At 71.8% G+C, this 23408-nt stretch carries 16 protein-coding genes; 8 read left to right on the top strand and 8 right to left on the bottom strand.

The window, feature by feature from the left end:
* Positions 1-59 precede the first annotated feature (59 nt).
* Entirely contained in the window at positions 60-2792 is a 2733-nt protein-coding gene (gene mgtA, locus ACIO9J_RS12110; RefSeq protein WP_401996578.1) for a magnesium-translocating P-type ATPase, read from the bottom strand.
* A 613-nt stretch (positions 2793-3405) separates the two neighbouring features.
* Between mgtA and ACIO9J_RS12105 the strand changes: the two genes are divergently transcribed.
* The 3 genes from ACIO9J_RS12105 to ACIO9J_RS12095 all read left to right on the top strand — a co-directional run bounded on the left by ACIO9J_RS12105 (position 3406) and on the right by ACIO9J_RS12095 (position 9184).
* Positions 3406-5463 (top strand): phosphocholine-specific phospholipase C, encoded by a 2058-nt coding sequence (locus ACIO9J_RS12105; RefSeq protein ID WP_401996575.1) that lies wholly within the window; start codon positions 3406-3408, stop codon positions 5461-5463.
* A 112-nt stretch (positions 5464-5575) separates the two neighbouring features.
* Positions 5576-8128 (top strand): valine--tRNA ligase, encoded by a 2553-nt coding sequence (gene valS / locus ACIO9J_RS12100; protein WP_401996572.1) that lies wholly within the window; start codon positions 5576-5578, stop codon positions 8126-8128.
* A gap of 174 nt (positions 8129-8302) precedes the next feature.
* Positions 8303-9184 (top strand): phospholipid scramblase-related protein, encoded by an 882-nt coding sequence (locus ACIO9J_RS12095; RefSeq protein WP_401996569.1) that lies wholly within the window; start codon positions 8303-8305, stop codon positions 9182-9184.
* A gap of 135 nt (positions 9185-9319) precedes the next feature.
* Here the strand turns inward: ACIO9J_RS12095 and ACIO9J_RS12090 are convergent, their stop codons facing one another.
* Both ACIO9J_RS12090 and ACIO9J_RS12085 read right to left on the bottom strand, forming a co-directional pair.
* Entirely contained in the window at positions 9320-10228 is a 909-nt protein-coding gene (locus tag ACIO9J_RS12090) for a DMT family transporter (RefSeq protein WP_401996566.1), read from the bottom strand.
* Positions 10225-11061 carry a phosphatase PAP2 family protein gene (locus ACIO9J_RS12085; protein ID WP_401996563.1) on the bottom strand — a complete coding sequence of 279 codons (837 nt, stop codon included), beginning with the start codon at positions 11059-11061 and terminating at the stop codon, positions 10225-10227. The genes ACIO9J_RS12090 and ACIO9J_RS12085 overlap by 4 nt, the downstream gene beginning before the upstream one ends.
* Before the next feature lie 151 nt (positions 11062-11212).
* Here ACIO9J_RS12085 and ACIO9J_RS12080 point away from each other — a divergent pair, with 151 nt between their 5' ends.
* On the top strand, positions 11213-11797 hold the full coding sequence (locus ACIO9J_RS12080; protein WP_401996560.1) for a TetR/AcrR family transcriptional regulator C-terminal ligand-binding domain-containing protein: 585 nt from the start codon (positions 11213-11215) through the stop codon (positions 11795-11797).
* Between the two features lie 260 nt (positions 11798-12057).
* Here the strand turns inward: ACIO9J_RS12080 and ACIO9J_RS12075 are convergent, their stop codons facing one another.
* The 4 genes from ACIO9J_RS12075 to ACIO9J_RS12060 all read right to left on the bottom strand — a co-directional run bounded on the left by ACIO9J_RS12075 (position 12058) and on the right by ACIO9J_RS12060 (position 16690).
* Positions 12058-12981 carry a DUF2510 domain-containing protein gene (locus ACIO9J_RS12075; protein WP_401996557.1) on the bottom strand — a complete coding sequence of 308 codons (924 nt, stop codon included), beginning with the start codon at positions 12979-12981 and terminating at the stop codon, positions 12058-12060.
* 175 nt (positions 12982-13156) lie between these two features.
* On the bottom strand, positions 13157-14326 hold the full coding sequence (locus ACIO9J_RS12070; protein WP_401996555.1) for an anhydro-N-acetylmuramic acid kinase: 1170 nt from the start codon (positions 14324-14326) through the stop codon (positions 13157-13159).
* Between the two features lie 160 nt (positions 14327-14486).
* On the bottom strand, positions 14487-15479 hold the full coding sequence (locus tag ACIO9J_RS12065; RefSeq protein ID WP_401996552.1) for an acyl-CoA dehydrogenase family protein: 993 nt from the start codon (positions 15477-15479) through the stop codon (positions 14487-14489).
* Positions 15479-16690, bottom strand: a complete 1212-nt coding sequence (locus ACIO9J_RS12060) for an acyl-CoA dehydrogenase family protein (protein WP_401996549.1) — start codon at positions 16688-16690, stop codon at positions 15479-15481. Before ACIO9J_RS12060 ends, ACIO9J_RS12065 begins: the two co-directional genes overlap by 1 nt.
* A 96-nt stretch (positions 16691-16786) precedes the next feature.
* Here ACIO9J_RS12060 and ACIO9J_RS12055 point away from each other — a divergent pair, with 96 nt between their 5' ends.
* From ACIO9J_RS12055 to ACIO9J_RS12040, 4 genes are all read left to right on the top strand, one after another.
* A complete protein-coding gene (locus tag ACIO9J_RS12055) occupies positions 16787-17569 on the top strand; it encodes an SDR family oxidoreductase (RefSeq protein ID WP_401996546.1) in 783 nt (260 codons plus the stop codon).
* Positions 17570-17665: 96 nt separating this feature from the next.
* Positions 17666-18253, top strand: a complete 588-nt coding sequence (locus ACIO9J_RS12050) for a TetR/AcrR family transcriptional regulator (RefSeq protein WP_401998519.1) — start codon at positions 17666-17668, stop codon at positions 18251-18253.
* Positions 18254-18299: 46 nt separating this feature from the next.
* Positions 18300-19457: an acetyl-CoA C-acetyltransferase gene (locus ACIO9J_RS12045; RefSeq protein WP_401996543.1), complete on the top strand. Its 1158-nt coding sequence runs from the start codon at positions 18300-18302 to the stop codon at positions 19455-19457.
* A gap of 138 nt (positions 19458-19595) precedes the next feature.
* The gene (locus ACIO9J_RS12040) at positions 19596-22244 is read left to right on the top strand and encodes an ATP-binding protein (protein WP_401996540.1); all 2649 of its coding nucleotides are present in this window, start codon (positions 19596-19598) and stop codon (positions 22242-22244) included.
* A gap of 92 nt (positions 22245-22336) precedes the next feature.
* On the opposite strand, the gene ACIO9J_RS12035 is transcribed toward ACIO9J_RS12040, so the two are convergent.
* Positions 22337-23398 (bottom strand): NAD(P)H-dependent flavin oxidoreductase, encoded by a 1062-nt coding sequence (locus tag ACIO9J_RS12035; protein ID WP_401998516.1) that lies wholly within the window; start codon positions 23396-23398, stop codon positions 22337-22339.
* Positions 23399-23408: the final 10 nt, after the last annotated feature.

Here is a 23408-nt window from a genome sequence, read left to right as displayed (position 1 = left end):
AGCCATCGTCGCGCATGGTTGTCCCCGACACCTAGTCCCGCGTCAGCGCGACCGGCGCATCACAGCCAGCTGTGGTAGCGGCGGATGTACCAGGTCTTCACGCCCTGCGTCAGCGCGCAGTACGCCAGGAGCGTCCCGATCAGCCACGGGAAGTAGCTCATCGGCAGCGGCTGGAGCGAGAGCGCGGACGCCAGCGGGGAGAATGGCAGCCACAGGCCGAGCAGCATGATCGAGCCCGTCATCACCAGGACCGGCAGGGAGGCCCGCGACTGGATGAACGGGATCTTCTGCGTACGGATCATGTGCACGATCAGCGTCTGCGAGAGCAGGCCCTCGACGAACCAGCCGGAGTGGAACAGGGTCTGCTCGCCGACGGTGTTGGCCGAGAAGACGTGCCACATCACCAGGAACGTGGTGATGTCGAAGATCGAGCTGATCGGCCCGATCCGGATCATGAACCGGCCGATGTCCTTCGCGTCCCACTTGCGCGGCTTGCGGAGGTACTCCTTGTCCATCCGGTCCCAGGGGATGGAGAGTTGGCTTATGTCGTAGCAGAGGTTCTGCACGAGCAGCTGGATGGCGAGCATCGGCTGGAAGGGCAGGAACGCCGAGGCGACCAGGACCGAGAAGACGTTGCCGAAGTTCGACGACGCGGTCATCTTGATGTACTTGATGGTGTTGCCGAAGGTCTGACGGCCCATCAACACGCCCTGCTCAAGGACCATCAGGTCCTTCTTGAGCAGGATGATGTCGGCGGACTCCTTGGCGATGTCCACCGCCGTGTCGACGGAGACGCCCACGTCGGCCTCGCGCAGCGCCGCCGCGTCGTTGATGCCGTCCCCGAGGAACCCGACCGTGTGCCCGTCGGCCTTCAGGGCACGTACGATCCGGGCCTTCTGGACCGGGTTGACCTTGGCGAACACCGTGGTCGTACGCGCCAGTTCGATGAGCTCGACGTCGTCGACCAGGTCGACGGTGGCGCCGGTGATCAGCTCGCCGGCGTCCAGGCCGACGTCCGCGCAGACCCGCGCGGCCACCAGTTCGTTGTCGCCGGTGACGACCTTGACGGCGACACCGTTCTCGGCGAGCGCGCGCAGGGCGTCCGCCGCGTCCTTCTTCGGCGGGTCGAGGAAGGCGAGGAAGCCGACGAGGGTGAGCTCCGACTCGTCCGCCACCCCGTAGGTGTCCCGGGCGTTCGGCATGGTGCGGGTCGCCACGGCGAGCACCCGCAGCCCCTCGCGGTTGTGCCGCTCGCTGACGGACGTCACGTGGGCCCGCAGTTGGTCGGTCAGCTCGACGCGCACGCCGCGGTCCGTCATGTGGGTGCACAGGCCGAGGACCTCCTCGACCGCGCCCTTGGTGACCATGACGTGCTCGGGGCGGCCCACGTCGCCGAGCAGGCCGTTGCGGTTCAGGACCACGGACATCCGCCGCCGTGCGAAGTCGAAGGGGATCTCGTCGACCATCGTGTAGCGCGTGTCGACGACAACCTCCTCGGCCTCGTCCACCCGGTCGACGACCGCCTGGTCCATGAGGTTGCGCAGGCCCGTCTGGAAGTGCGAGTTGAGGTAGGCGTACTCCAGGACCTCGGCGTCCTCGTGGCCGTGCACGTCGAGGTAGCGGTCCAGGACGATGCGGTCCTCGGTGAGCGTGCCGGTCTTGTCCGTGCACAGCACGTCCATCGCGCCCAGGTTCTGGATCGCGTTGAGCTGCTTGACGACCACCTTGTGCCGGGACATCGCGACGGCGCCGCGTGCCAGGTTGGCGGAGACCACCATCGGCAGCATCTCCGGGGTGAGGCCGACCGCCACGGAGATCGCGAACAGCAGCGCCTCGTTCCAGTCGCCCTTGGTGAAGCCGTTGACGGCGAGCACGATCGGGACCATCACCAGCATGAAGCGGATGAGCAGGAAGCTGACGCGCTTCACGCCCAGGTCGAAGCTGGTCTGCGGACGGTCGCCGACCAGGGCGCCCGCCATCGAGCCGAAGTAGGTGTCGGTGCCGGTGGCGACGACCACGCCGGTGGCCGTGCCCGAGGTGACCGAGGTGCCCATCAGGCAGAGGTTGTCGGCCTCGACGGGATCGGTGGTGGACTTCTGGCCGTAGTCGTGGCCCCGGGTGTCGGCCTTCGCGACCGGCAGTGACTCGCCGGACAGCGCGGCCTGGCTGACCATCAGGTCCTTGGCGGTGAGCAGCCGCAGATCGGCGGGGACCATGTCACCGGCCGCGAGCCGCACGATGTCGCCGGGGACCACGTCCTCCATCGGCACCTCTTCGGTGGCCGCGGTCTCGCTCCAGCGGCGCCGCACCGCGCAAGTCGTGGTGACCAGGGCCTTGAGCGCCTGGGCCGACCTGGTGGAGCGGAACTCCTGCCAGAACCGCAGCAGGCCGCTGATCAGCACCATCGCGGAGAGGATGAGGACACCGGGGTCGGCGGGGTCCTGCCAGAACATGACGGCGGCCAGGACGACGAGGACGCCGATGAAGGGGTTCCAGAAGGACTTGGCGAGCTGCCACGACCAGTGCGGCGTCCGCTCGTGGGCGACGACGTTGGCGCCGTGCCGCTCCAGACGATCGAGGACCTGGTCCTGGCGCAGTCCACGGGTGCTCGCGGCGAGTTCGCGCAGGACGTCGCGGGCGGGGCTCGCGCTGAGGTCGGCGAGGCGGGCGCCGACCTCACGGGTGCGGCTCTCCAGCTCGGCGGCCTTGCGCTCGCGGCGGCCGCCGGGGGTACGGGGGTTGGGGTTCTCGCCTGGCGGGGCCAGGCGTACCTGGGGAATCAGCTTGTTCATGGCAGACCTCCCTCCGCGCGGGGGCATGGCGAAGCAGGCCCGTGCACGAGGACGTAATGGTGTGAATGGTGTGTGAAAGAAACCTTGAGGACGCCGACGGAGAAAAGCCGTCGGCGCGGCAAGGCGCGGGAGCGCGGCGAAACGGTAAAAGCGCTGCGCAAAAGCGGAAACCGAAGCGGAGAACGGCCTCGGGAGCGGCGGCGGGCGGCCTCGGAACCGGAGGCGGCGGCGCGCGGGCCACGACATCGGAAGTGGCGGAACGCTACTCCGCAATCATGAGTGGCGGAACGCTACTTGGGAAGCGGTCCGGCGTGGCCTCAGAGAAGGTCACCGCTGACGCAAGGACTTCCTTCGGGACTCATCCCGAACACCTCCTTGCGCTCGCGGGACGGAGAAATTCGCGCCACAGGAGGGCGCACCGCCAAGTGAGTCATGCCTATTCCGCTATGTCAAATGATGGGACTTAGGTCCCCAATGCCCGGGACTTGTGTCCTGCCCGTCGGAGGTTGGACTTCTCTTCACACACCCGTCACGGACCCTTCCGTATCCCTTGCTCCCCTTGGCACACTTCACCCCGCTCGCGTCCCCCACACAACACGAGGTCCGAATACACATGCCTGAACTCAATCGGCGCCGCTTCATGCAGCTGGCCGGCGGCACCGCGACGTTCGCCATGCTCAACCAGAGCATCGCCCGCGCCGCGTCCCTGCCCGCCCGGCGCGCCACCGGCACCATCAAGGACGTCGAGCACGTCGTGGTGCTCATGCAGGAGAACAGGTCCTTCGACCACTACTTCGGCACGATGAAGGGCGTACGCGGCTTCGGCGACCCGCGCCCGGTGACCCTGCCCAGCGGCAAGCCGGTCTGGCACCAGACGGGCGGCGGCAAGGAGGTGCTGCCCTTCCACCCGGACGCGGAGGACCTGGGCATGCAGTTCATCGCGGGCCTCGACCACGACTGGGCGGGCGGCCACAGCGCCTTCAGCAGCGGCAAGTACGACAACTGGATCCCCGCGAAGTCCGAGCGGACCATGGCGTACCTGAAGCGGGACGACATCCCCTTCCACTACGCGCTCGCCGACGCGTTCACGGTCTGCGACGACTACCACTGCTCGTTCCTGGGTGCCACCGACCCCAACCGCTACTACATGCTCACGGGCCACGTCGGCAACGACGGCAAGGGCGGCGGCCCGGTCCTCGGCAACCAGGAGGCGGGCTACGACTGGACGACGTACGCCGAGCGCCTGGAGCAGGCGGGCGTCTCCTGGAAGGTCTACCAGGACATCGGCGACGGCCTGGACGCGGCCGGGCACTGGGGCTGGATCGACGACGCCTACCGCGGCAACTACGGCGACAACTCGCTCCTGTACTTCAACAAGTACCGCAACGCCAAGCCCGGCGACCCGCTCTTCGAGAAGGCCCGCACCGGCACCAACGCCAAGGCGGGCGACGGCTACTTCGACCTGCTCAAGGCCGACGTGAAGGCCGGCAAGCTCCCGCAGGTCTCCTACATCGCCGCCCCCGAGGCGTTCTGCGAGCACCCCAACTGGCCGGTGAACTACGGCGCCTGGTACATCTCCCAGGTCCTCGACGCGCTCACCTCCAACCCCGAGGTGTGGGCCAAGACGGCGCTCTTCATCACCTACGACGAGAACGACGGCTACTTCGACCACGTCGTCCCGCCGTACGTCCCCAAGGACGCCAACCAGGGCAAGTCGACCGTCGACACGAAGCTCGACTACTTCCCCGGCAGCGCGGGCTACGCGGCCGGGCACTACGGCCTCGGCCAGCGCGTCCCGATGATCGTCGTCTCCCCGTGGAGCACCGGCGGCTACGTGAACTCCGAGGTCTTCGACCACACGTCGATCATCCGGTTCATGGAGAACCGATTCGGCGTCAAGGAGCCCAACATCTCGCCGTGGCGCCGCGCCATCTGCGGCGACCTCACCTCCGCCTTCGACTTCGGCGGCAAGGACACCGACCCCGCGGACCTGCCGGACACCGCGGCCTACGAGCCGCCGGACCACGAGCGCCACCCCGACTACCTGCCCAAGGCGCCCGCGAGCCCGGTGCTGCCCAAGCAGGAGCGCGGCTCCCGGCCCGCCCGTCCGCTGCCCTACGCCCCGCTCGTGGACGGCGCGGCCGACCCGGCTGCGGGCAAGTTCACGCTCACCTTCGGCGGCGGCGCCTCGGCAGGCGTCTGCTTCCACGTCCGCTCGGGCAACCGCACCGACGGCCCCTGGACGTACACCACGGAGGCGGGCAAGACCGTCGCCGACACCTGGAACTCGGCGTACTCCAAGGACGTCTACGACCTCTCCGTCTTCGGCCCGAACGGCTTCCTGCGCACCTTCAAGGGACCCGGCAAGAAGGCGGGCCCCGAGGTGACCGCGCGCCACGACAAGGCCTCGGGCAACCTCAAGCTCACGCTGAAGAACGCCGGCACCGCCGACGTGAACCTCACGGTGACCAACGCCTACGGTGGCAAGGGCCAGACGTTCAAGGTCAAGGCGGGCGCCTCCGTCGACCACACCGTCGACCTGCGCGCGAGCAAGCGCTGGTACGACGTCAGCGTGAAGTCCGACGCGGACGCCGGCTTCCTGCGGCGGCTCGCGGGCCACGTGGAGACCGGCAGGGCGGGCGTCAGCGACCCGGCGATCATCACCGGCTGACGCCCCGTCGGCGGGGGCTCCGGCGACGGGCTCCCGCGAACGGCTCCGGCAGGGGGCTCCGGCAGGGAAAAGGAGCGGCCTTCGCGCAGCGCCCCGGATAGCATCCGGAGGCATGACGAATGCCGCTCCCCGTCCTTCCGGGGCCCCCGACAAGCCCGTCCTCGACGGGCTCGAAGCGAAATGGTCGAGGCGCTGGGAAGAGTCGGGCGTATTCGCCTTCGACCGGACGAGGACCCGGGACGAGGTCTTCTCCATCGACACCCCGCCGCCCACCGTCAGCGGCTCGCTGCACGTCGGCCACGTCTTCTCGTACACGCACACCGACACCGTCGCCCGCTACCAGCGCATGCGCGGCAAGGCGGTCTTCTACCCCATGGGGTGGGACGACAACGGCCTGCCGACCGAGCGCCGCGTCCAGAACCACTTCGGCGTCCGCTGCGACCCCGCGCTGCCCTACGACCCGGACTTCACGCCGCCCGAGAAGCCGGACAAGCGGCAACTGGCCGTCTCCCGGCGGAACTTCATCGAGCTGTGCGAGCGGCTCACCGCCGAGGACGAGAAGGTCTTCGAGGAGCTGTGGCGCGCGCTCGGCCTGTCCGTCGACTGGTCGCACGGCTACCAGACCATCGACGCGGACGCCCGTGCCACCTCGCAGCTCGCGTTCCTGGAGAACCTCGCGCGCGGTGAGGCCTATGTCGCCGAGGCGCCCACGCTGTGGGACGTCACCTTCCGTACGGCGGTCGCCCAGGCCGAACTGGAGGACAGGGAGCGGCCCGGCGAGTACCACAAGCTCCGCTTCCCGGCCGGGGACGGCCGCGAGGTCCTGATCGAGACCACCCGGCCCGAACTGCTGCCCGCCTGCGTCGCACTGGTCGCCCACCCCGACGACGAGCGCTACCAGGACCTGTTCGGCACGACGGTCCGCACCCCGCTCTTCGGCGTCGAGGTCCCCGTCGTGGCCCACCCTCTCGCGGAACCGGGCAAGGGCACCGGCATCGCGATGATCTGCACCTTCGGCGACACCACCGATGTGACGTGGTGGCGCGAACTGCGGCTCGACACGCGCCCGGTGATCGGCTGGGACGGCCGGTTCCGCGCCGATCCGCCGCCCGGCGTCGAGTCGCCCGCGGCCCTCGCGGCGTACGCCGAGCTGGCGGGCGCCACCGCGTACACCGCACGGGAGCGCGTCGTCGAGCTGCTGCGCGAGAGCGGCGACCTCGTGGGCGAGCCACGGGCCGTCACGCACGCGGTGAAGTTCTTCGAGAAGGGCGACAAGCCCCTGGAGATCGTCACCACCCGGCAGTGGTACGTCCGCAACGGCGGCAGGGACACCGCCCTGCGCGACCGACTCCTCGCCCGGGGCGCGGAGTTGACCTGGCACCCGCCGCACATGCGGGTCCGCTACGAGAACTGGGTCGGCGGCCTCAACGGCGACTGGCTCATCAGCCGCCAGCGCTTCTTCGGCGTCCCGATCCCCGTCTGGTACCCGCTGGACGGCGAAGGGCGGCCCGACCACGACCACCCGATCGTCCCCGACCGCTCGGCGCTGCCCGTCGACCCGAGCGCCGAGACACCGCCCGGGTACACGGCGGACCGGCGCGGCGAGCCGCACGGCTTCATCGGCGACCCGGACGTCATGGACACCTGGGCGACCTCGTCGCTCACCCCGCAGATCGCCGGGAAGTGGCTCTCCGACCCCGATCTGTTCGCCCGGGTCTTCCCCATGGACCTGCGCCCCCAGTCCCACGAGATCATCCGCACCTGGCTGTTCGCCACGGTCCTGCGGGCCCACACCGGCCACGACGCGCTGCCCTGGCGGCACGCGTCGATCTCCGGCTGGATCCTCGACCCGGACCGCAAGAAGATGTCGAAGTCCCGGGGCAACGTGGTCACCCCGGGCCACCTCCTGGCACAGCACGGCTCGGACGCGGTCCGCTACTGGGCGGCGAGCGGTCGCCCCGGCACGGACACGGCGTTCGACATCGGCCAGATGAAGATCGGCCGCCGTCTGGCCACGAAGCTGCTCAACGTCGGCAGGTTCGTGCTGAGCATCGGCGACGTCCCCGAGGACGCGGTCGCCACCGAGCCCCTCGACCGCGCGCTGCTCGCCGCGCTCGCGACGACCGTCGACGAGGCCACCGCGGCGTTCGACGCCTTCGACTACGCCCGCGCCCTGGAACGTACGGAACAGCTCTTCTGGCGCTTCTGCGACGACTACGTCGAACTGGTCAAGGCCCGTGCGTACGGCGACCACGGCGACGCGGCCGCCACGCGATCGGCACGGGCCGCCCTGCGCACGGCGCTCGACGTCCTGCTGCGCCTGTTCGCCCCCGTCCTGCCGTTCGTCACGGAGGAGGTCTGGTCGTGGTGGCGCGCGGGCTCGGTGCATCGCGCGGCGTGGCCGGACGCGTCCGCGCTGGGGGAACAGTCGGGCGACGCGGCGGTTTTGACCACGGCGTCGGAGGCCATCGCTGCGGTCCGCAGGGCCAAGTCGCAGGCACAGCTTTCGATGCGCGCGGACGTCGCGAAGGCGACGATCACGGCACCGCGCGCGGCCCTCGACCACTTCGCGGCGGCGGAGGCGGACGTGCGGGCGGCGGGAAGAGTCGGGACGGTGGAGGTTCGGGAGGGAGAGGGTCCCCTACGGGTCGAGGTGGCGTTCTGAGGAGGACGAGGGGAGCCCCTCCAGGGGCGCGGGGAACTGCGCGGCCAGCCACAACGCACCGGCAGGTATTCGCGAAGCGGTGGATTTCCAGCCATCCCGGCCGAGGTGAGTCGGACATCACACCTAGGTAAAAGCCAGTCGGATGGCCGATATCCGACGGGTAAGGTGCCCCGGGTGACAACGCATTCGAACATTCCTGCAGGCTGGCACCCGGACCCGCACGGCGTGGCCCAACTCCTGCGCTGGTGGGACGGTTCCCAGTGGACCGAGCACACCACTCCGGCCCAGCAGGCCCAGGCCCAGCAGGCCCCGGCCCAGGAGGTCCCGCAGCAGCAGGCCCAGTTCCAGGGCGGCCAATTCGGCCAGCCGCAGCAGGCGCCGCCGATGGCAGATCAGGCCAAGGTGCAGCGCCAGGTGCAGCACCAGGCCGGTGTCGCGCCGGCCGCGCAGGGCGGCGGCACGCTGTTCACGGAGCCGGTCCTGGTGGTGAACCAGAAGGCCAAGCTCATCGAGCTCACCAACGAGTACAGCGTCATGGACCAGGCGGGCAACGTGCTCGGCTCGGTCGTCCAGGTCGGTCAGAGCACGCTGAAGAAGGTCGCGCGCTTCGTGTCCAGCGTCGACCAGTTCATGACGCACAAGCTGGAGATCCGCGACGCCTACGGCCAGCCGCAGATGATGCTGACGCGGCCCCGCAAGTTCATGAAGTCGCGGGTGATCGTCGAGCGCGCGGACGGCCAGCCGATCGGCGAGATCGTCCAGCAGAACATGATCGGCAAGATCAACTTCGGGATGATGGTGAACGGCCAGCAGGTCGGCGCGATCAAGGCGGAGAACTGGCGCGCCTGGAACTTCTCGATCGTCGACCACGCGGACAACGAGGTCGCCCGGATCACGAAGACCTGGGAAGGTCTCGCCAAGACCATGTTCACCACCGCGGACAACTACGTCCTGCAGATCCACTACCAGCTGCCCGAGCCGCTCCTGAGCCTCGTCGTGGCGACGGCGCTCACCGTGGACACGGCGCTGAAGCAGGATGCGCGGGGCTTCGGGTAACCGTTCCTGCATCACGGCGCCGGCCGCTCCCCACGGAGGGAGCGGCCGGCGCCGTTTCGTGACGCTGGCTCATGCGCTCCGCGGGCCGCATGTGGCTGGTCGCGCAGTTCCCCGCACCCCTTCGGGAGCCACCGTTCAGGGCCGGGACAGATGTAGCGCGGCCGGTTCGGGCTGGCCGGGGATCGACGGAAGGTAGTCCGGTGCGGGTTCGACCGTGGGGGGCCTGGGGGAGCGGGTGAGGACCACGACGCCGTACGCCGCCACCCCGGCGCCCGTCACCGCGAGGGCGATGCCGCCGATCCCGCCCTGGAGCCGCTCGCCGAGCAGCGTCACGCCGATCAGCGAGGCCGCGAGCGGGTTGGCGAGCGTCACCACGGCGAGCGGTGCGCCGAGGCCGCCGCGGTAGGCGGTCTGGGAGAGCAGCAGGCCGCCGGCGGCGAACGCCGCCACCAGGAGGGCCACGACGATCACCTGCGGGCTGAGCAGCGGCCCGGAGCGGTCCGTCACGGCGACCGTCACGGTCTGGGTGAGCGCGGAGGCGACGCCCGACGCGAAGCCGGACGCGGTCGCGTGCCGCAGCCCGGGGCGGGTGCCGGGACGGGACAGGAACCCGATGACCGCCATGGTCGCGGCGGCGACGGTCAGCGCCTCCGGCACGGTCAGGCTGTCGTCGGGCGCGGGGCCCGACGCGGTCAGGAGCAGCGCGCCGAGCCCGATCAGCGTGAGCCCGGTGCCGCGCCACTCAAGGCGGGTCACCCGGCGGCCCGCGAGTCGCGCGCCGAGCGGCACGGCGGCCACGAGCGTGAGCGCGCCGAGCGGCTGGACCAGGGTGAGCGGCCCGTACTTCAGGGCCGCCACGTGCAGCAGGGCAGCCGCCGCGTTGAGCCCGACCGAGGACCACCACGCGCCGCTGCCGAGCATCCGCAGCACCCCGCTCTCGCCCTCCGAGGCGCGCGAGGCGAGCCGTTCCTGGGCGACCGCGGCCGTGGCGTACGCGGCGGCCGAGACGAGGGAGAGCGCGACGGCGAGCAGGGTGGCGTTCACCGGCCGGCTCCCGAGGTGATCAGTTCGGGCGCGGCCGCGGAGCGGCGCACGACCAGCGAGTGCCCGGGGCGCGGCAGCCGGATCACCGCGAGCGCGATGCCGAGCAGCACGCTCGCCACGAGGGCGTCGAGCCAGTAGTGGTTGGCGGTGCCGACCACCACGAGCAGCGTGAGCAGCGGGTGCAGGAGCCACAGCCAGCGCCACCGCGAGGAGGTCGCCACGATCATGCCGACGGCGAGCATCAGCGCCCAGCCGAAGTGCAGCGAGGGCATGGCCGCGAACTGGTTCGCCATGGTGTCGGTGGTGGGTTCGGACGCGTACACCGAGGGCCCGTAGACCTGCGCGGTGTCGACGAGGTGCGCGGCGTCCAGCATCCGCGGCGGCGCGAGCGGGAAGCCGAGGTGCAGCACGAGCGCGGCGGCGGTGAGCGCGGCCAGCACCCGGCGCGTCCAGACATAGTGCCGGGGACGGCGCAGATACAGCCAGACCAGGAACAGCAGCGTCGCGGGGAAGTGCACCGTCGCGTAGTACGTGTTCGCGACGTGGATCAGCGTGTCGCTGCTCATCAGCGCGTTCTGCACGGCGCCCTCGCCGGGCAGCCGCAGCGTCCGTTCCGCGTCCCACACGCGGTGCGCGTTGTGGAAGGCCTCGCCCGTGTGTCCGTTGGCGAGCTGCCTGCCGAACTTGTAGACGAGAAAGAGTCCTACGACGAGAAGGAGCTCGCGGACGAGGGGCGGTCGGGCAGATGTGTCCGGCTTCCGGACGACGGTCGCGTCCGGCTCCCGGACGGATATGTCCGGCTCCCGTTCGGCAGGCTCGGTTCGGGATTCCATCCCCCGGCCCCTTTGCGTGATGACAGGTGGTGCGGTGCCGAGTGAGGGATCTCCTCACTCATCGATACGCCAGTGTACCGATACGGGAGCGTACCGGTACACTGGCGTATCGATGAGGCCGATCGGGCCAGCCGCACCGAGGAGAAGAGCCATGACGTCGACGTCGAGCCGCTCGAAGATCACACCGGAGCGTGAGCAGGAGTTCTACGACGCCGTCCTGGACCAGCTCCGCGAGTGCGGCTACGAGGCGCTGACGATGGAGGGCGTCGCCACCCGCACGCGGTGCAGCAAGTCCACGCTCTACCGGCAGTGGAAGACGAAGCCCCAGTTCGTGGCCGCCGCGCTGCGCGCCAACCGCTGCGTGCGGTTCGCGGGGATCGACACCGGGAGCCTCGCGGGGGACCTGCGCGAGGCGGCCCGCGCCGCGGGCGAGGGGTCCGGGCGCGACACCATGCTGGTGCAGGCGCTCAGCCACGCGGTCCTTCAGGACGAGGAGCTCCAGCGGGCGCTGCGCGAGACGCTCGTCGAGCCGGAGCGCCAGGCGATGGAGGCGATCGTCCGGCGCGGGGTGGAGCGCGGGGAGATCGCCGAGGGGCACCCGGCAGTGGAGTTCGTCACGCTGCAGCTGTTCGGGGTGCTGAGAGCGCGGCCCATCATCGAAGGTGTGTACGCGGACGAGGAGTATCTGGTCCGCTTCGTCGAGGCCTGTGTGCTGCCCGGCCTCGGGCTTACCTGACGCCGATCCAGGGCGTCACTGAACGTGGGCCCGGTTCCGCCGGATGACGGGACCAGGGTCTGCCCGCGCCGCACCGTGGGGACGGGGGCGGCGCGCACCCCCAGGCCGGACGGGGTTCCTCCAGAGCGGTGAGGAACCCCGCCCGGCCGACCGGGAGCCGGTCCGGTACCGGCGCCCGTACCCGCGCCCCTGCCGACGCCCGTCCGGCGTCGGCCACGTGTTCGTTCCCCCGTTGGTTCCCGTGGTTCCCACGGCGTCGGCTAGACGTTCTGGCCCGCGCCCCCGCCGCCGACGCTGCCCTGCTTGATGCCCTTGGTGATCTTGTCCATCGCCGAGAGCGACGGGGCGTCCTTGTTGACGTCGATGCCCATGCGGACCACCACGAGCTTCGACTTGTCGGCGGGCGAGGGGAAGGCGAGCGACTGGACGTAGCCGTCGTCGCTCTTCTGCGTCACGGCCTTCCAGCGCACCAGGTAGCCCTGCTGGCCCGCCACGGTGACCGACTTCGACGCGAGCACCTCGTGCGAGGTGATCTTGCCGTAGGTCTTGCCGCCGTAGCCCTCCTTGGCGTTCTTCGCGATGTCCGCCTTCGCGGCCTCCTCCGGCGACTTCGAGCCGAGCTTCAGGCCCTTGGCCGACAGGGAGTACGCACTGCCGCGCGTGCACTGCTCCGAGGCGTTCCCGGGGCAGGGGATCGGCTCCGTCTGCACCGCGGCACCCCGCTGCGTGGTCCCGCCCGCCCAGCCGTCGGGTATGGGGATCTTGATGCCGTTGACCGGGTCGGTCGCGAAGCCCTTCTCGCCCTCGGGGGCCCCCGGCGACGGCGCCTCGGGCCCGGGGGACTCGGGCGCCTGCGGGTTCCGCGGGGCCTGCGGCGCGGGCTTGTTCGCCGCGTCACCGTCCCCGTTCCCGTCGTCGTCGGAGGTCAGCACGTACACGCCGCCGGCGATGCCCGCGATCACCACGGCCGCCACGCCCGCCGCGATCGCGACGCGCAGCCGGCGCCGCGGGGCGGGCGGCTGCCCGGGATAGGCCGGATACACCGGCTGCGCCGGGGCCGTGGCACCGCCCGCCGCGCGTACCTGGTCCGTCCACACGCTCCCGTCCCACCAGCGTTCGGTGGGCGGTCCGCCGGCCGTCTGGCCGGGGTCGGGATACCAGCCTGGGGGAGTCATCTGGGTCATGGGCGCCAGCGTATGAGCCCCGCGTGAAAGCTGGATGAGAGGGGGCCCGAATCGGCCGCCAGGTTCTGCTTGCGGGCCTCGGTGGTGCCGTCTCCGGGGTCCCGCGACGCCCTTGGCCCCCACTTCGAAGACGGCGCCCCAGCCGTCACTTCACGGTCCTCGCCGCTGCCCGCGCTCAGTGTCCCTGGCCGTTGATCACGAGCCGTGAAGGCGCCGCTTCCAGGGCCACCGCGGGCGGCCAGCCGACGCGCCGCCCCGGTGTGATCGAGCCGAGCACGCTCGGATGCCGCGCCCCCGTGCTCGCCGGGACGGTGCCGGGCAGACCGTGCAGGGTCAGGAAACCGAGCACCGCGAAGGCGTACGCCTCCTTGGCCGCCGAGGGCAGCCCCAGCTCGTCGGAGGTCCGCACCGGCACCGTGCCCAACTCCGCGCGCAGCGCGGCCATCAGCGCCGGATTGCGGGTGCCGCCGCCGGAGGCGATGACCTCGGAGGCGGCCACCGAGCGGACCGCGTCGGCGACCGTGCGGGCGGTGAGCCGGGTGAGGGTGGCGACCAGGTCCTCGGTGGACAGCGCCTCGTACCCCTTCAACGCCGTACGCAGATACGGCAGATGGAAGAGTTCCTTGCCGGTCGTCTTCGGCGCGGGCAGCCCGTAGTACGGCTCGGCGAGGAGCTGCCCGAGCAGGCCCTCGTCGACCGTGCCCCGCGCGGCCAGCTCGCCGTCCAGGTCGTAGTCGAGCCGCCCGCCCGTCGCCTCGTGCACCGCGGCGTCGATCAGCGCGTTGGCCGGTCCGGTGTCGAACGCGGTGCCGTCGGGGGCGGTGATGTTGGCGATGCCGCCGAGGTTCAGCGCGGCCGGGGCGCCGGGGCGGCCGCGCAGCCACATCCGGTCGACCATGCTGACCAGGGGCGCGCCCTGACCGCCCGCGGCGATGTCACGGGGCCGGAAGTCGGCGACCACGGGCAGCCCCGTCGCCTCGGCGATCCACGCGGGCTGCCCGATCTGCAGCGTGCCGTGCACCTGCCCGTCCGCCACCCAGTGGTAGACGGTCTGACCGTGCGAGGCGACCAATTCGGCCTGCCCGTCGCACAGTTCACGGTCCGCCTCGACCGCCGCCGCCGCGAAGGCCCGCCCGATGAGGGTGTCGAGGCGGCAGATCTCGGCGAGCGTGGTCTCCGCGGGCGGCAGCGCGGCGGCGAGACCGGCGCGCAGCCCCTCGTCGTACCCCCGGCTGATCAGCCCGAGCGGAGTCAGCGTCAGCCTGTCCCCGTCGAGCGTCAGATCGGCGGCTGCCGCGTCGATCGCGTCGTACGAGGTCCCTGACATGAGCCCGATCACGCGCACGTGGGGCCTCCTTCTGGATCGGCTCAGCGGAGTCTTTGATCATCGCACCTCACGGGCGGAGGTCAACGCGTCTTGCCCGAAACAGGCACGGGGTGCAGCTGCCCCCTGACTCCGGAACCATCCCTCGCGGCGGCTCACCGAACGGGCCGCGCGGGCCGGCTCACCCCTCCCCGTGCGCGGCGAGCACCCGGCCGCGCCACACCCCGGGATCTCCCCAAGCCCCGCGCAGCGCACGGGCCTTGGTGAGCCACAGGGAGAGGTCGAACTCCGCCGTGTACCCGATGGCGCCGTGCAGCTGGAGCGCGGCGCGCGCCGCCCCGTACGCCGCCTCCGCCGTCGTCACCTTCGCGGCGGCGACATCACCCGGCGCCATCGTCAACGCGGCGCCGAGCACCAGCGGCCTGGCGAACTCCAGGCGCACCAGGACGTCCGCGAGACGGTGCTTGACGGCCTGGAACGTGCCGATCGGCGCCCCGAACTGGGAGCGCTGCTTGACGTACGCGACGGTCCTGTCGAGCAGCGCGAGGCCGACGCCGAGCGACTGGGCGGCGGTGGCGAGCACGGCCCAGTCCCTCGCGTGCCGGGCGGCTGCGGCCACCGCGGGTCCCGAGGCGAGCCGCTCCCCGCCGGGCAGCGGAGCGGCGAGCCGCCGGGCCGGGTCCAGGGAGCGGCGCACGCGCGCGTGCCCGGGGGCGATCCGCAGCCCGTCGTCCGTCACGGCGAGCAGCAGGTCCGCCGCGTCCGCGTCGAGGGCGTAAGGGCCGCCGTCGGGCAGCGTCAGGGTCGCGTTCAGCCCGCCCGTCGCGAGCGAGGGCAGCAACCGCTTGGCGGGCGCGGTGTCACCCAGTTCGGCCAGGCGGGTCAGGAGCGCGGCGGCCGCCACCGTCTCGACGGCGGGTCCCGGCACCGCGTGCCGCCCCAGCTCCACGAAGGCGACGGCCGTCTCGACGGAGAGCGGCCCCACCCCCTCGTACTCCTCGGGCACCGGCAGCGCGAAGACGCCCGCGTCCGTGAGGCGCGCCCACAGGGCGCGGCCGGGGGCGTGGTCCCCCGCACCCCAGGCCCGCGCGGCCGCCACGGTGTCCGCGCCGGTCAGCATCGCGTCGAGCGAGCGCGCGAACTCGCGCTGCTCGTCGTCGAGCAGGAACCTCATCAGCGGCGTCCCTTCGGCAGTCCGAGCAGCCGCTCGGCGATGATGTCGCGCTGGATCTCGTTGGTGCCCGCGTAGATGGGGCCCGCGAGCGCGAAGACGTATCCCTCGGACCAGTCGGTCGCCTCGGCCGGATCGGCGTCACTGTCCGAGCTCCCGTCGCCCCCGTCCTCATGAGGGTCCGCGAGTTCGCCGTCCGCGCCGAGCAGATCGAGCGCCGTCTCGTGCAGGGCGATGTCGTGCTCGGACCAGAAGACCTTGTTCAGGCTGGACTCGGCGCCGATCGTCTCCCCGGCGGCGAAGCGGGACGCGCTGGCCCAGGTGAACAACTCGTAGGCCCGCGCGCCGATGACGGCGTCGGCCACGCGGTCGCCCAGCGCCGCGCCGGCGGCGTCGCCCGCCGCCCGCCAGTGCCGCACGAGGCGGTCGGCGGAGGCCAGGAAGCGGCCGGGGGAGCGCAGCATCAGGCCGCGTTCGTTGCCCGTGGTCGACATGGCGATCCGCCAGCCCTGGCCGGGCTCGCCGATCACGTCGTCGTCCGGCACGAAGACGTCGTCCAGGAAGAGTTCGGCGAACGCGGGCTTGCCGTCGAGACGCCCCACGGGACGCACCGTCACCCCCTCCGCGTCCAGCGGGAACATCAGATACGTCAGGCCCCGGTGCGGCTTGTCCCGGTGGTTCTCGTACGGCTCGCTGCGGAACAGGCCGAACGCGCGGTCGGCGAACGCGGCCCGCGACGACCAGGTCTTCTGCCCGCTGATCAGCCAACCGCCGTCCGTACGGCGGGCGGTGGAGCGCAGGGACGCCAGGTCCGAACCGGACTCGGGCTCCGACCAGGCCTGCGCCCAGATCACCTCGCCGGTCGCCATGGGCGGGAGCACCCGGGCACGCTGCTCCGCGGTGCCGTGGTCGAAGAGGGTGGGCGCGAGGAGGTTGATGCCGTTCTGCGAGACGCGGCCCGGCGCGCCCGCCGCGTAGTACTCCTCCTCGAAGACCAGCCACTCGACGATGTCGACGCCCTGCCCGCCGTACTCCTCCGGCCAGGACACCACCGACCAGCGGTCGGCGGCGAGCTCCCGCTCCCAGGCGCGGTGGGCCGCGAAGCCCTCGGCGGTCTCCAGCGAGGGCAGCGGCCGCCGCGGCACGTGCGCGGCGAGCCAGTCGCGCGCCCGTCGCCTGAACTCCGCTTCCCGCGCGGTGAATTCGAGGTCCATCCGTGGCCCACCAACCCTTCCCTAACAAGTGTTTGGTAGATTAGCCTGAAGGGCGTACGCAGTCGAGGGTCTGAGACCGGAATCGGGGGGCCGCCCATGGACGCACCCGGCTATGTGCCCGCGCACGACCTGCTCGCGGGCCGCACCGCCGTGATCACGGCGGCCGCGGGGGCGGGCATCGGCGGGGCCACCGCGCGCCGCTTCCTGGAAGAGGGCGCGCGGATCGTCATCGGCGACGCCCACGCCCGGCGCACCAAGGAATCGGTGGCCGCGCTCGCCGACGAGTTCGGCGCCGACCGGGTCGACGGCATGGCCTGCGACGTCACCGAATCGGCGCAGATCGAGGCGCTGTTCGAGCTGGCCGAGCGGCGCCACGGCCACCTCGACATCGTGGTGAACAACGCGGGCCTCGGCGGCACGGCCGAGCTCACCGAGATGACCGACGAGCAGTGGGACAAGGTCATCGACGTCACGCTGAACGGGACCTTCCGCTCGACCCGCGCCGCGCTGCGCCGCATGCGGGCCGCCGACCGCGGCGGCGTGATCGTGAACAACGCGTCGGTGCTCGGCTGGCGCGCCCAGGCGGGCCAGGCGCACTACGCGGCCGCCAAGGCCGGAGTCATGGCGCTCACCCGCTGCGCCGCCGTGGAGGCCGCCCCGCACGGCATCAGGATCAACGCGGTCTCGCCGAGCCTCGCCATGCACCCCCATCTCGCCAAGGTCACCTCGCCCGAGCTCCTCGAGGAGCTCACCTCGCGCGAGGCGTTCGGGAGGTACGCGCAGCCGTGGGAGATAGCCAACGTCATCGTCTTCCTGGCCTGCGGCTACTCCTCGTACATGACGGGTGAGACGGTCTCGGTCAGCAGCCAGCACGCCTAGGCGGAGAATGACCGTGTGCCGAATCCGAAACAGCAGAACAGCAGTCCGAAACAGCGGAGCAGCAACCCGCAGCAGAACAGCAAGAAGAAGGCCCCGGTGAGCCCCTCGCCCGAGCGCCGCCGCGAACTGCTCGGCATCGCCGCCGACGTCTTCGCCGAGCAGGGGTACAACGCGACGACGGTCCGCAAGATCGCCGACGCCGCCGGGATGCTCGCGGGCAGCCTCTACTACCACTTCGACTCCAAGGAGTCGATGCTCGAAGAGATCCTCCGCACCTTCCTCACCGAGCTGTGGGACGGGTACGACAGCGTGCTCCGCTCCCAGCTCGGCCCCCGCGAAACGCTCGAAGCCCTCGTCACCGAGTCCTTCCGGGAGATCGACCGGCACCGCGCCGCCGTCGCGATCTACCAGAAGGAGTCCAGGCACCTGGTCGCCCAGCAGCGCTTCCAGTACCTGGCGGACTCGCAGCAGCGCTTCGAGAAGGCCTGGCTCACCACGCTGGAGAGCGGCGTCGCCGAAGGCGTCTTCCGCGACGACCTGGACATCCGGCTCGCCTACCGCTTCGTGCGCGACACCGTCTGGGTCGCCGCGTCCTGGTACCGCCCCGGCGGAGGCCACAGCCCCGAGGAGATCGCCCGGCAGTACCTGTCGATGGTCCTGGACGGCATCTCCGTACGCACGTAAGCGGCGCGACCACCCGCGGCGCGCCACGACCGAGGAGTACGCAGTCATGGCCGAGGCCTACATCGTCGAAGCGGTCCGCACACCCGTCGGCAGGCGCAAGGGAGGACTCAGCCAGGTCCACCCCGCCGACCTGGGCGCGCACGTCCTGACGGCGCTCGTCGAGCGCTCCGGCGTCGACCCCGCCGCCGTCGAGGACGTCGTCTTCGGCTGCCTGGACACCGTGGGTCCGCAGGCCGGCGACATCGCCCGCACCAGCTGGCTGGCGGCCGGACTCCCCGAAGAGGTGCCGGGTGTGACCATCGACCGGCAGTGCGGATCCTCCCAGCAGGCACTGCACTTCGCGGCGCAGGGCGTCCTGTCCGGCACCCAGGACCTGGTCGTCGCGGGCGGCACCCAGAACATGTCGATGATCCCCATCGCCTTCGCGTCCCGGCAGGCCGCCGAGCCCCTCGGCCTCACCGAGGGCCCCTACGCGGGCAGCGAGGGCTGGCGCGCGCGGTACGGGGACCAGCCCGTGAACCAGTTCCACGGCGCCCAGCTCATCGCCGAGAAGTGGGGCATCTCCCGTACGGACATGGAGGAGTTCGCGCTCCGCTCGCACCGGCGGGCGGTCCGCGCCATCGACGAGGGCCGCTTCGACCGCGAACTCGTCGCCCACGGCGAGGTCACCGCCGACGAGGGCCCGCGCCGCGACACCACCCTGGAGAAGATGGCGGGCCTCAAGCCCGTCCTGGCGGGCGGCACCATCACGGCGGCCTGCTCGTCGCAGGTCTCCGACGGCGCCGCCGCACTGCTCATCGCGAGCGAACGGGCCGTCAGGGAACACGGGTTGACGCCCAGGGCCCGCGTCCACCACCTCTCCGTACGGGGCGAGGACCCCATCCGGATGCTCTCCGCGCCGATCCCCGCCGCCGCGTACGCCCTCAAGAAGAGCGGCATGACCCTCGACGACATCGACCTCGTCGAGATCAACGAGGCGTTCGCGCCCGTGGTCCTCGCCTGGCTCAAGGAGACCGGCGCCGACCCGGAGAAGGTCAACGTCAACGGGGGTGCGATCGCGCTCGGCCACCCGCTCGGCGCGACCGGCGTGAAGCTGATGACGACGCTCCTGCACGAACTGGAGCGCACCGGCGGCCGGTTCGGCCTCCAGACGATGTGCGAGGGCGGCGGCCAGGCCAACGTGACGATCATCGAGCGTCTCTGACCCCCGCGCCGCGCGACCCGGAACCGACCGTCCCTCACCCCTTGCGGGAGTACCTGTGCGGACCGTGCTCCACCGCGGCCCCGACCCGGCTAGTCTCGACTTCTGTACGTCGATTGAGCGACCCCGGGAGGTAGCGCGATGACGCAGGGACGGCCCGGAGGAGCCGCCTGGGCCCCGCTGTGGGAGCGCGAAGACGAACTCGCCGCGGCGGCCCAGGCCGTCGAGGAGCTCTGCGCGGATGTCACGACGGCAGGCGGTCTGCTCACCTTCAGCGGGGAGGCGGGCATCGGCAAGACCGCCCTGCTCTCCGAAGTGCGCCGCATCGCGGAGGGCAGGGCCACGGTGTGGTCCGCGCGCGGCGGCGAGACGGTCACCTCCGTCCCCTTCAACGTCGTACGGCAGTTGCTGCAGCCTGCCCTCGTCTCCCTCTCGCCCGAGGAGGCCCGCGAGTACCTCGGCGACTGGTACGAGATCGCGGGCCCAGCCCTCGGCATAGCCGAGCCCGGCGGACGACGGCCCGACCCGCAGGGCGTCTGCGAAGGCCTCGTCGAAGCCGTCTCCCGGCTCGCCAGACTGCACTGGCCGCTGGTCCTCGTCATCGACGACGCGCACTGGGCCGACCAGGAGACCCTGCACTGGCTCGCCGCGTTCGCCCAGCGCCTGGGCGAACTGCCGGTGCTCGTCGTGGTCGCCCACCGGCCCGGCGAGGCCCTCGGCGAGAGCGCCCGCCACCTCGCGTCCGTCGCCGCGGCCGCCCGCTCCTTCACCACGCTGCGCGCGCTCACCCCGGACGCCGCCGCGGGACTCACCCGCGCCACGCTCGGCGAGCACGCCGACGCCCCGTTCTGCCGCGAGGTCTGGGCGGTCACCGGCGGCAACCCGTACGAATCCGTCGAGCTGCTCGCCAAGGTGCAGGACAGCGACCTGGAACCGGTGGAGAGCTCGGCCGACCAGCTGCGCGGCCTCAACCGCACCGCCCGCGGCCGCGGCCTCGTCGACCGCCTCAAGGGACTGGGCACCGACGCCACGCGCTTCGCCTGGGCCGCCGCCATCCTCGGCAGCGGCTTCTCCCTGGACCTCGCCGCCTCGCTCGCCGTCATGACCGACGACGACGCGGCGAGCTGCGCGGATCGCCTGTGCGCGGCCCGCATCCTGGTCGGCGGCGACGAAGGCCTGGAGTTCGTCCACCCACTGATCGCCACCACCGTCTACCGCTCGATCCCCGGGGCCACCCGCACCGCCATGCACGGCGTGGCGGCCGCCGTCATCGCACGCGACGGCCAAGGCGCCGCGTCCGCATCACGGCACCTCCTGGAGGTCCACCCGGACGACGACCCCGATCTCGTCGAGCAGCTGCGCAGCGCCGCCGCCGAGCACCTCGCGGTCGGCGCGCCCGACGCGGCCCGCCGCTGTCTGGAGCGGGCCCTGCGTGAACCGCCGCTGCCGGAGATCCACGCGCGCGTGCTCTACGAACTGGGCTGCGCCACCCTGCTCACCTCACCCGCCACGACCATCTCGCACCTGCGCGAGGCGCTCTCCATGCGCGGCCTCGACCAGGGGCTGCGCGTCGACGCGGTCTGCCGGCTCTCCCAGGCACTCGTCCACAACGACCAGTTGGAGGAGGGCCTGCGAGCCATCGACGAGGAGTCGGCGCGGCTCGACGCCGGGCCCGCGCGGCTGCGCCTGCAAGCCGTGCGCTACATGTGGGAGGGCATCCACGCGGGCGAGGAGGACTCCCCGGGACGCTCCCGGCGGCTCGCCTCGCTCGCGGGCCCGCTCTCGGGCCGCGACAACGCCGAGCGCGCCCTGCTGATCCTGCGCGCCTTCGACGCCATGACCCGCGGTGAGAACGCCGAACTGGTCGTCGAGCTCTGCGACCGCGCCCTGGTCAACGGCAGGCTCGCGCCGGGACTCGGCTGGACCGACACCGAGTGGAGCTTCGAACTCCGCCTGATGCTGGGCGGTTCGTACGCCTTCTCGGACCGGCTCGACCGTGCGGAGAGCCTGTTCACCGAGGCGGTGCGGGCGTACGAGACGGCGGGCTGGAGCGGCGGTCACCTCGCCCTCTCGCACGCCTTCCTCGGCTATGTGTACCGCAGGCGCGGGCGGCTGCACGACGCCGAGCGATCGCTGCGCGAGAGCCTGCGCCTGGCCGACCGGGTCGGTCAGGGCCTGCCCATGCACTGGGAGGCGGCCAGCATGCTCATCGACACGCTGCTCGCCCGCGGTCACGTCGAGGAGGCGGGCGCCGTCGCCGACCGGTACGGCTTCGCGCCGCCGTCGGCCTCCACGATCTACGTGCCCGACGCGCCGTCCGTACGCGGCAGGCTGCTGCTCGCGCTCGGCCGCACCGACGAGGGCCTCAACGAACTGGAGGCGACGGCGAAGGCGTTGACCGCGCGCGGCCAGTACAACACCGTCCTCGCACCGTGGGCCTACGACCTCGCCCGCGCCCTGGCCCACGAGGACCCCAAGCGCGCGGCCCACCTCGTCGCGGACGCCCGTATGCAGGCCGAGCGCTTCGGCACGGACACGGCGATCGGCGAGGCGCTGAGGTGTGCGGCGTCGCTGGAGACAGGGGCGCGTTCGGTCGCGCTGTACCGGCAGGCGGCGACGTATCTGGAGGCGTCTCCCTGTGCGTACGAGCACGCGGTGGCGCGGGTGGAGTACGGCATCGCGGCGGACTCGGTGGCGGAGCTGGAACGCGGCCTGACCTTGGCGCGGACGTGCGGGGCGGACGGCCTGGCCGACCGGGCGCTGGATCATCTGGGCCTTGTCCGACGGTGAGCGCGGATGGACAACGGCCCGTCCGGCGATCGAGGACCGGGGTCCGGGGTCCGGGGCAGAGCCCCGAGGCATGGCCCCGTGAGGCAGCGGGGTCACTCGCCGGGTGGGCCCAGCTTCCGCAACCGGTCCAACGTCTCCTCCGCCTCCCGCATCACCCGCCGCACCAGCTCCGCGCACGAGGGCAGGTCCTCGATGAGTCCCGCCACCTGGCCGGAGGCCATGACGCCCGCGTCCGGGCGGCCGTCCACCATCGCCGACTTGAGCATCATGGGCGTGTTCGCCGCCAGCAGGGTCTGGCTCCAGGTGAGGTCCTTGCCGTGCTTCATCGCCAGGCCGTCGCGGGCCATGCGCGTCCAGCTGAGCCCCGAGACGGCGCGGAAGGCCGCCGCGTGGCGTATCGCGCGGGTGAGGGAGGCGAGGCGGCCGGACTTCTCCAGGGCGGCCACCAGATCCGTACGGAGCATGCGGTGCGGCAGGCCGTCCACGCGGGTGGTGACCGTGACGTCCTTGACGGAGGCGGCGAGGTAGCGGGCCTTGACCGCGTCGGGGACCGTCGAGTCCGAGGTGAGCAGGAAGCGGGTGCCCATGGCGACGCCCGCCGCCCCGTAGGCGAGCGCCGTGACCAGGCCCCGGCCGTCGTAGAAGCCGCCCGCGGCGATCACCGGGATGTCCACGGCGTCCACCACCTGGGGGAGCAGCACGGTCGTGGCGACGTCCCCGGTGTGACCGCCGCCCTCGCAGCCCTGGACGACGACCGCGTCGGCGCCCCACGCCGCGACCTTCTCGGCGTGCCGGCGCGCGCCGATCGAGGGGATCACGATCACGCCCGCGTCCTTGAGCTCGGCGATCAGTTCCTTGGAGGGGGCGAGCGCGAAGGAGGCGACCCGCACGCCCTCGTCGACGATGACGCCGACCCGTTCGCGCGCGTCGCCCGCGTCGGCCCGCAGATTGACGCCGAACGGCGCGTCCGTACGGGACTTGACCTCGCGGACGGCCGAGCGGAGCTGCCCGACCGTCATCGTTGCCGAGGCCAGGATGCCGAGCGCCCCGGCGGCGGCGGTCGCGGAGACCAGGCGGGGGCCCGCCACCCAGCCCATGCCCGTCTGCACGATCGGGTACCGGACGCCGACCAGCCGGGTCAGCGGGGTGTCCAGGGAGGGCGGC

The organism is Streptomyces sp. NPDC087300, assembly GCF_044744425.1.
In the GTDB taxonomy this organism is placed as follows: Bacteria; Actinomycetota; Actinomycetes; order Streptomycetales; family Streptomycetaceae; genus Streptomyces.
The sequence above is the reverse complement of the archived record's forward strand: the minus strand, read 5'-3'. Positions and strand labels throughout refer to the sequence as shown.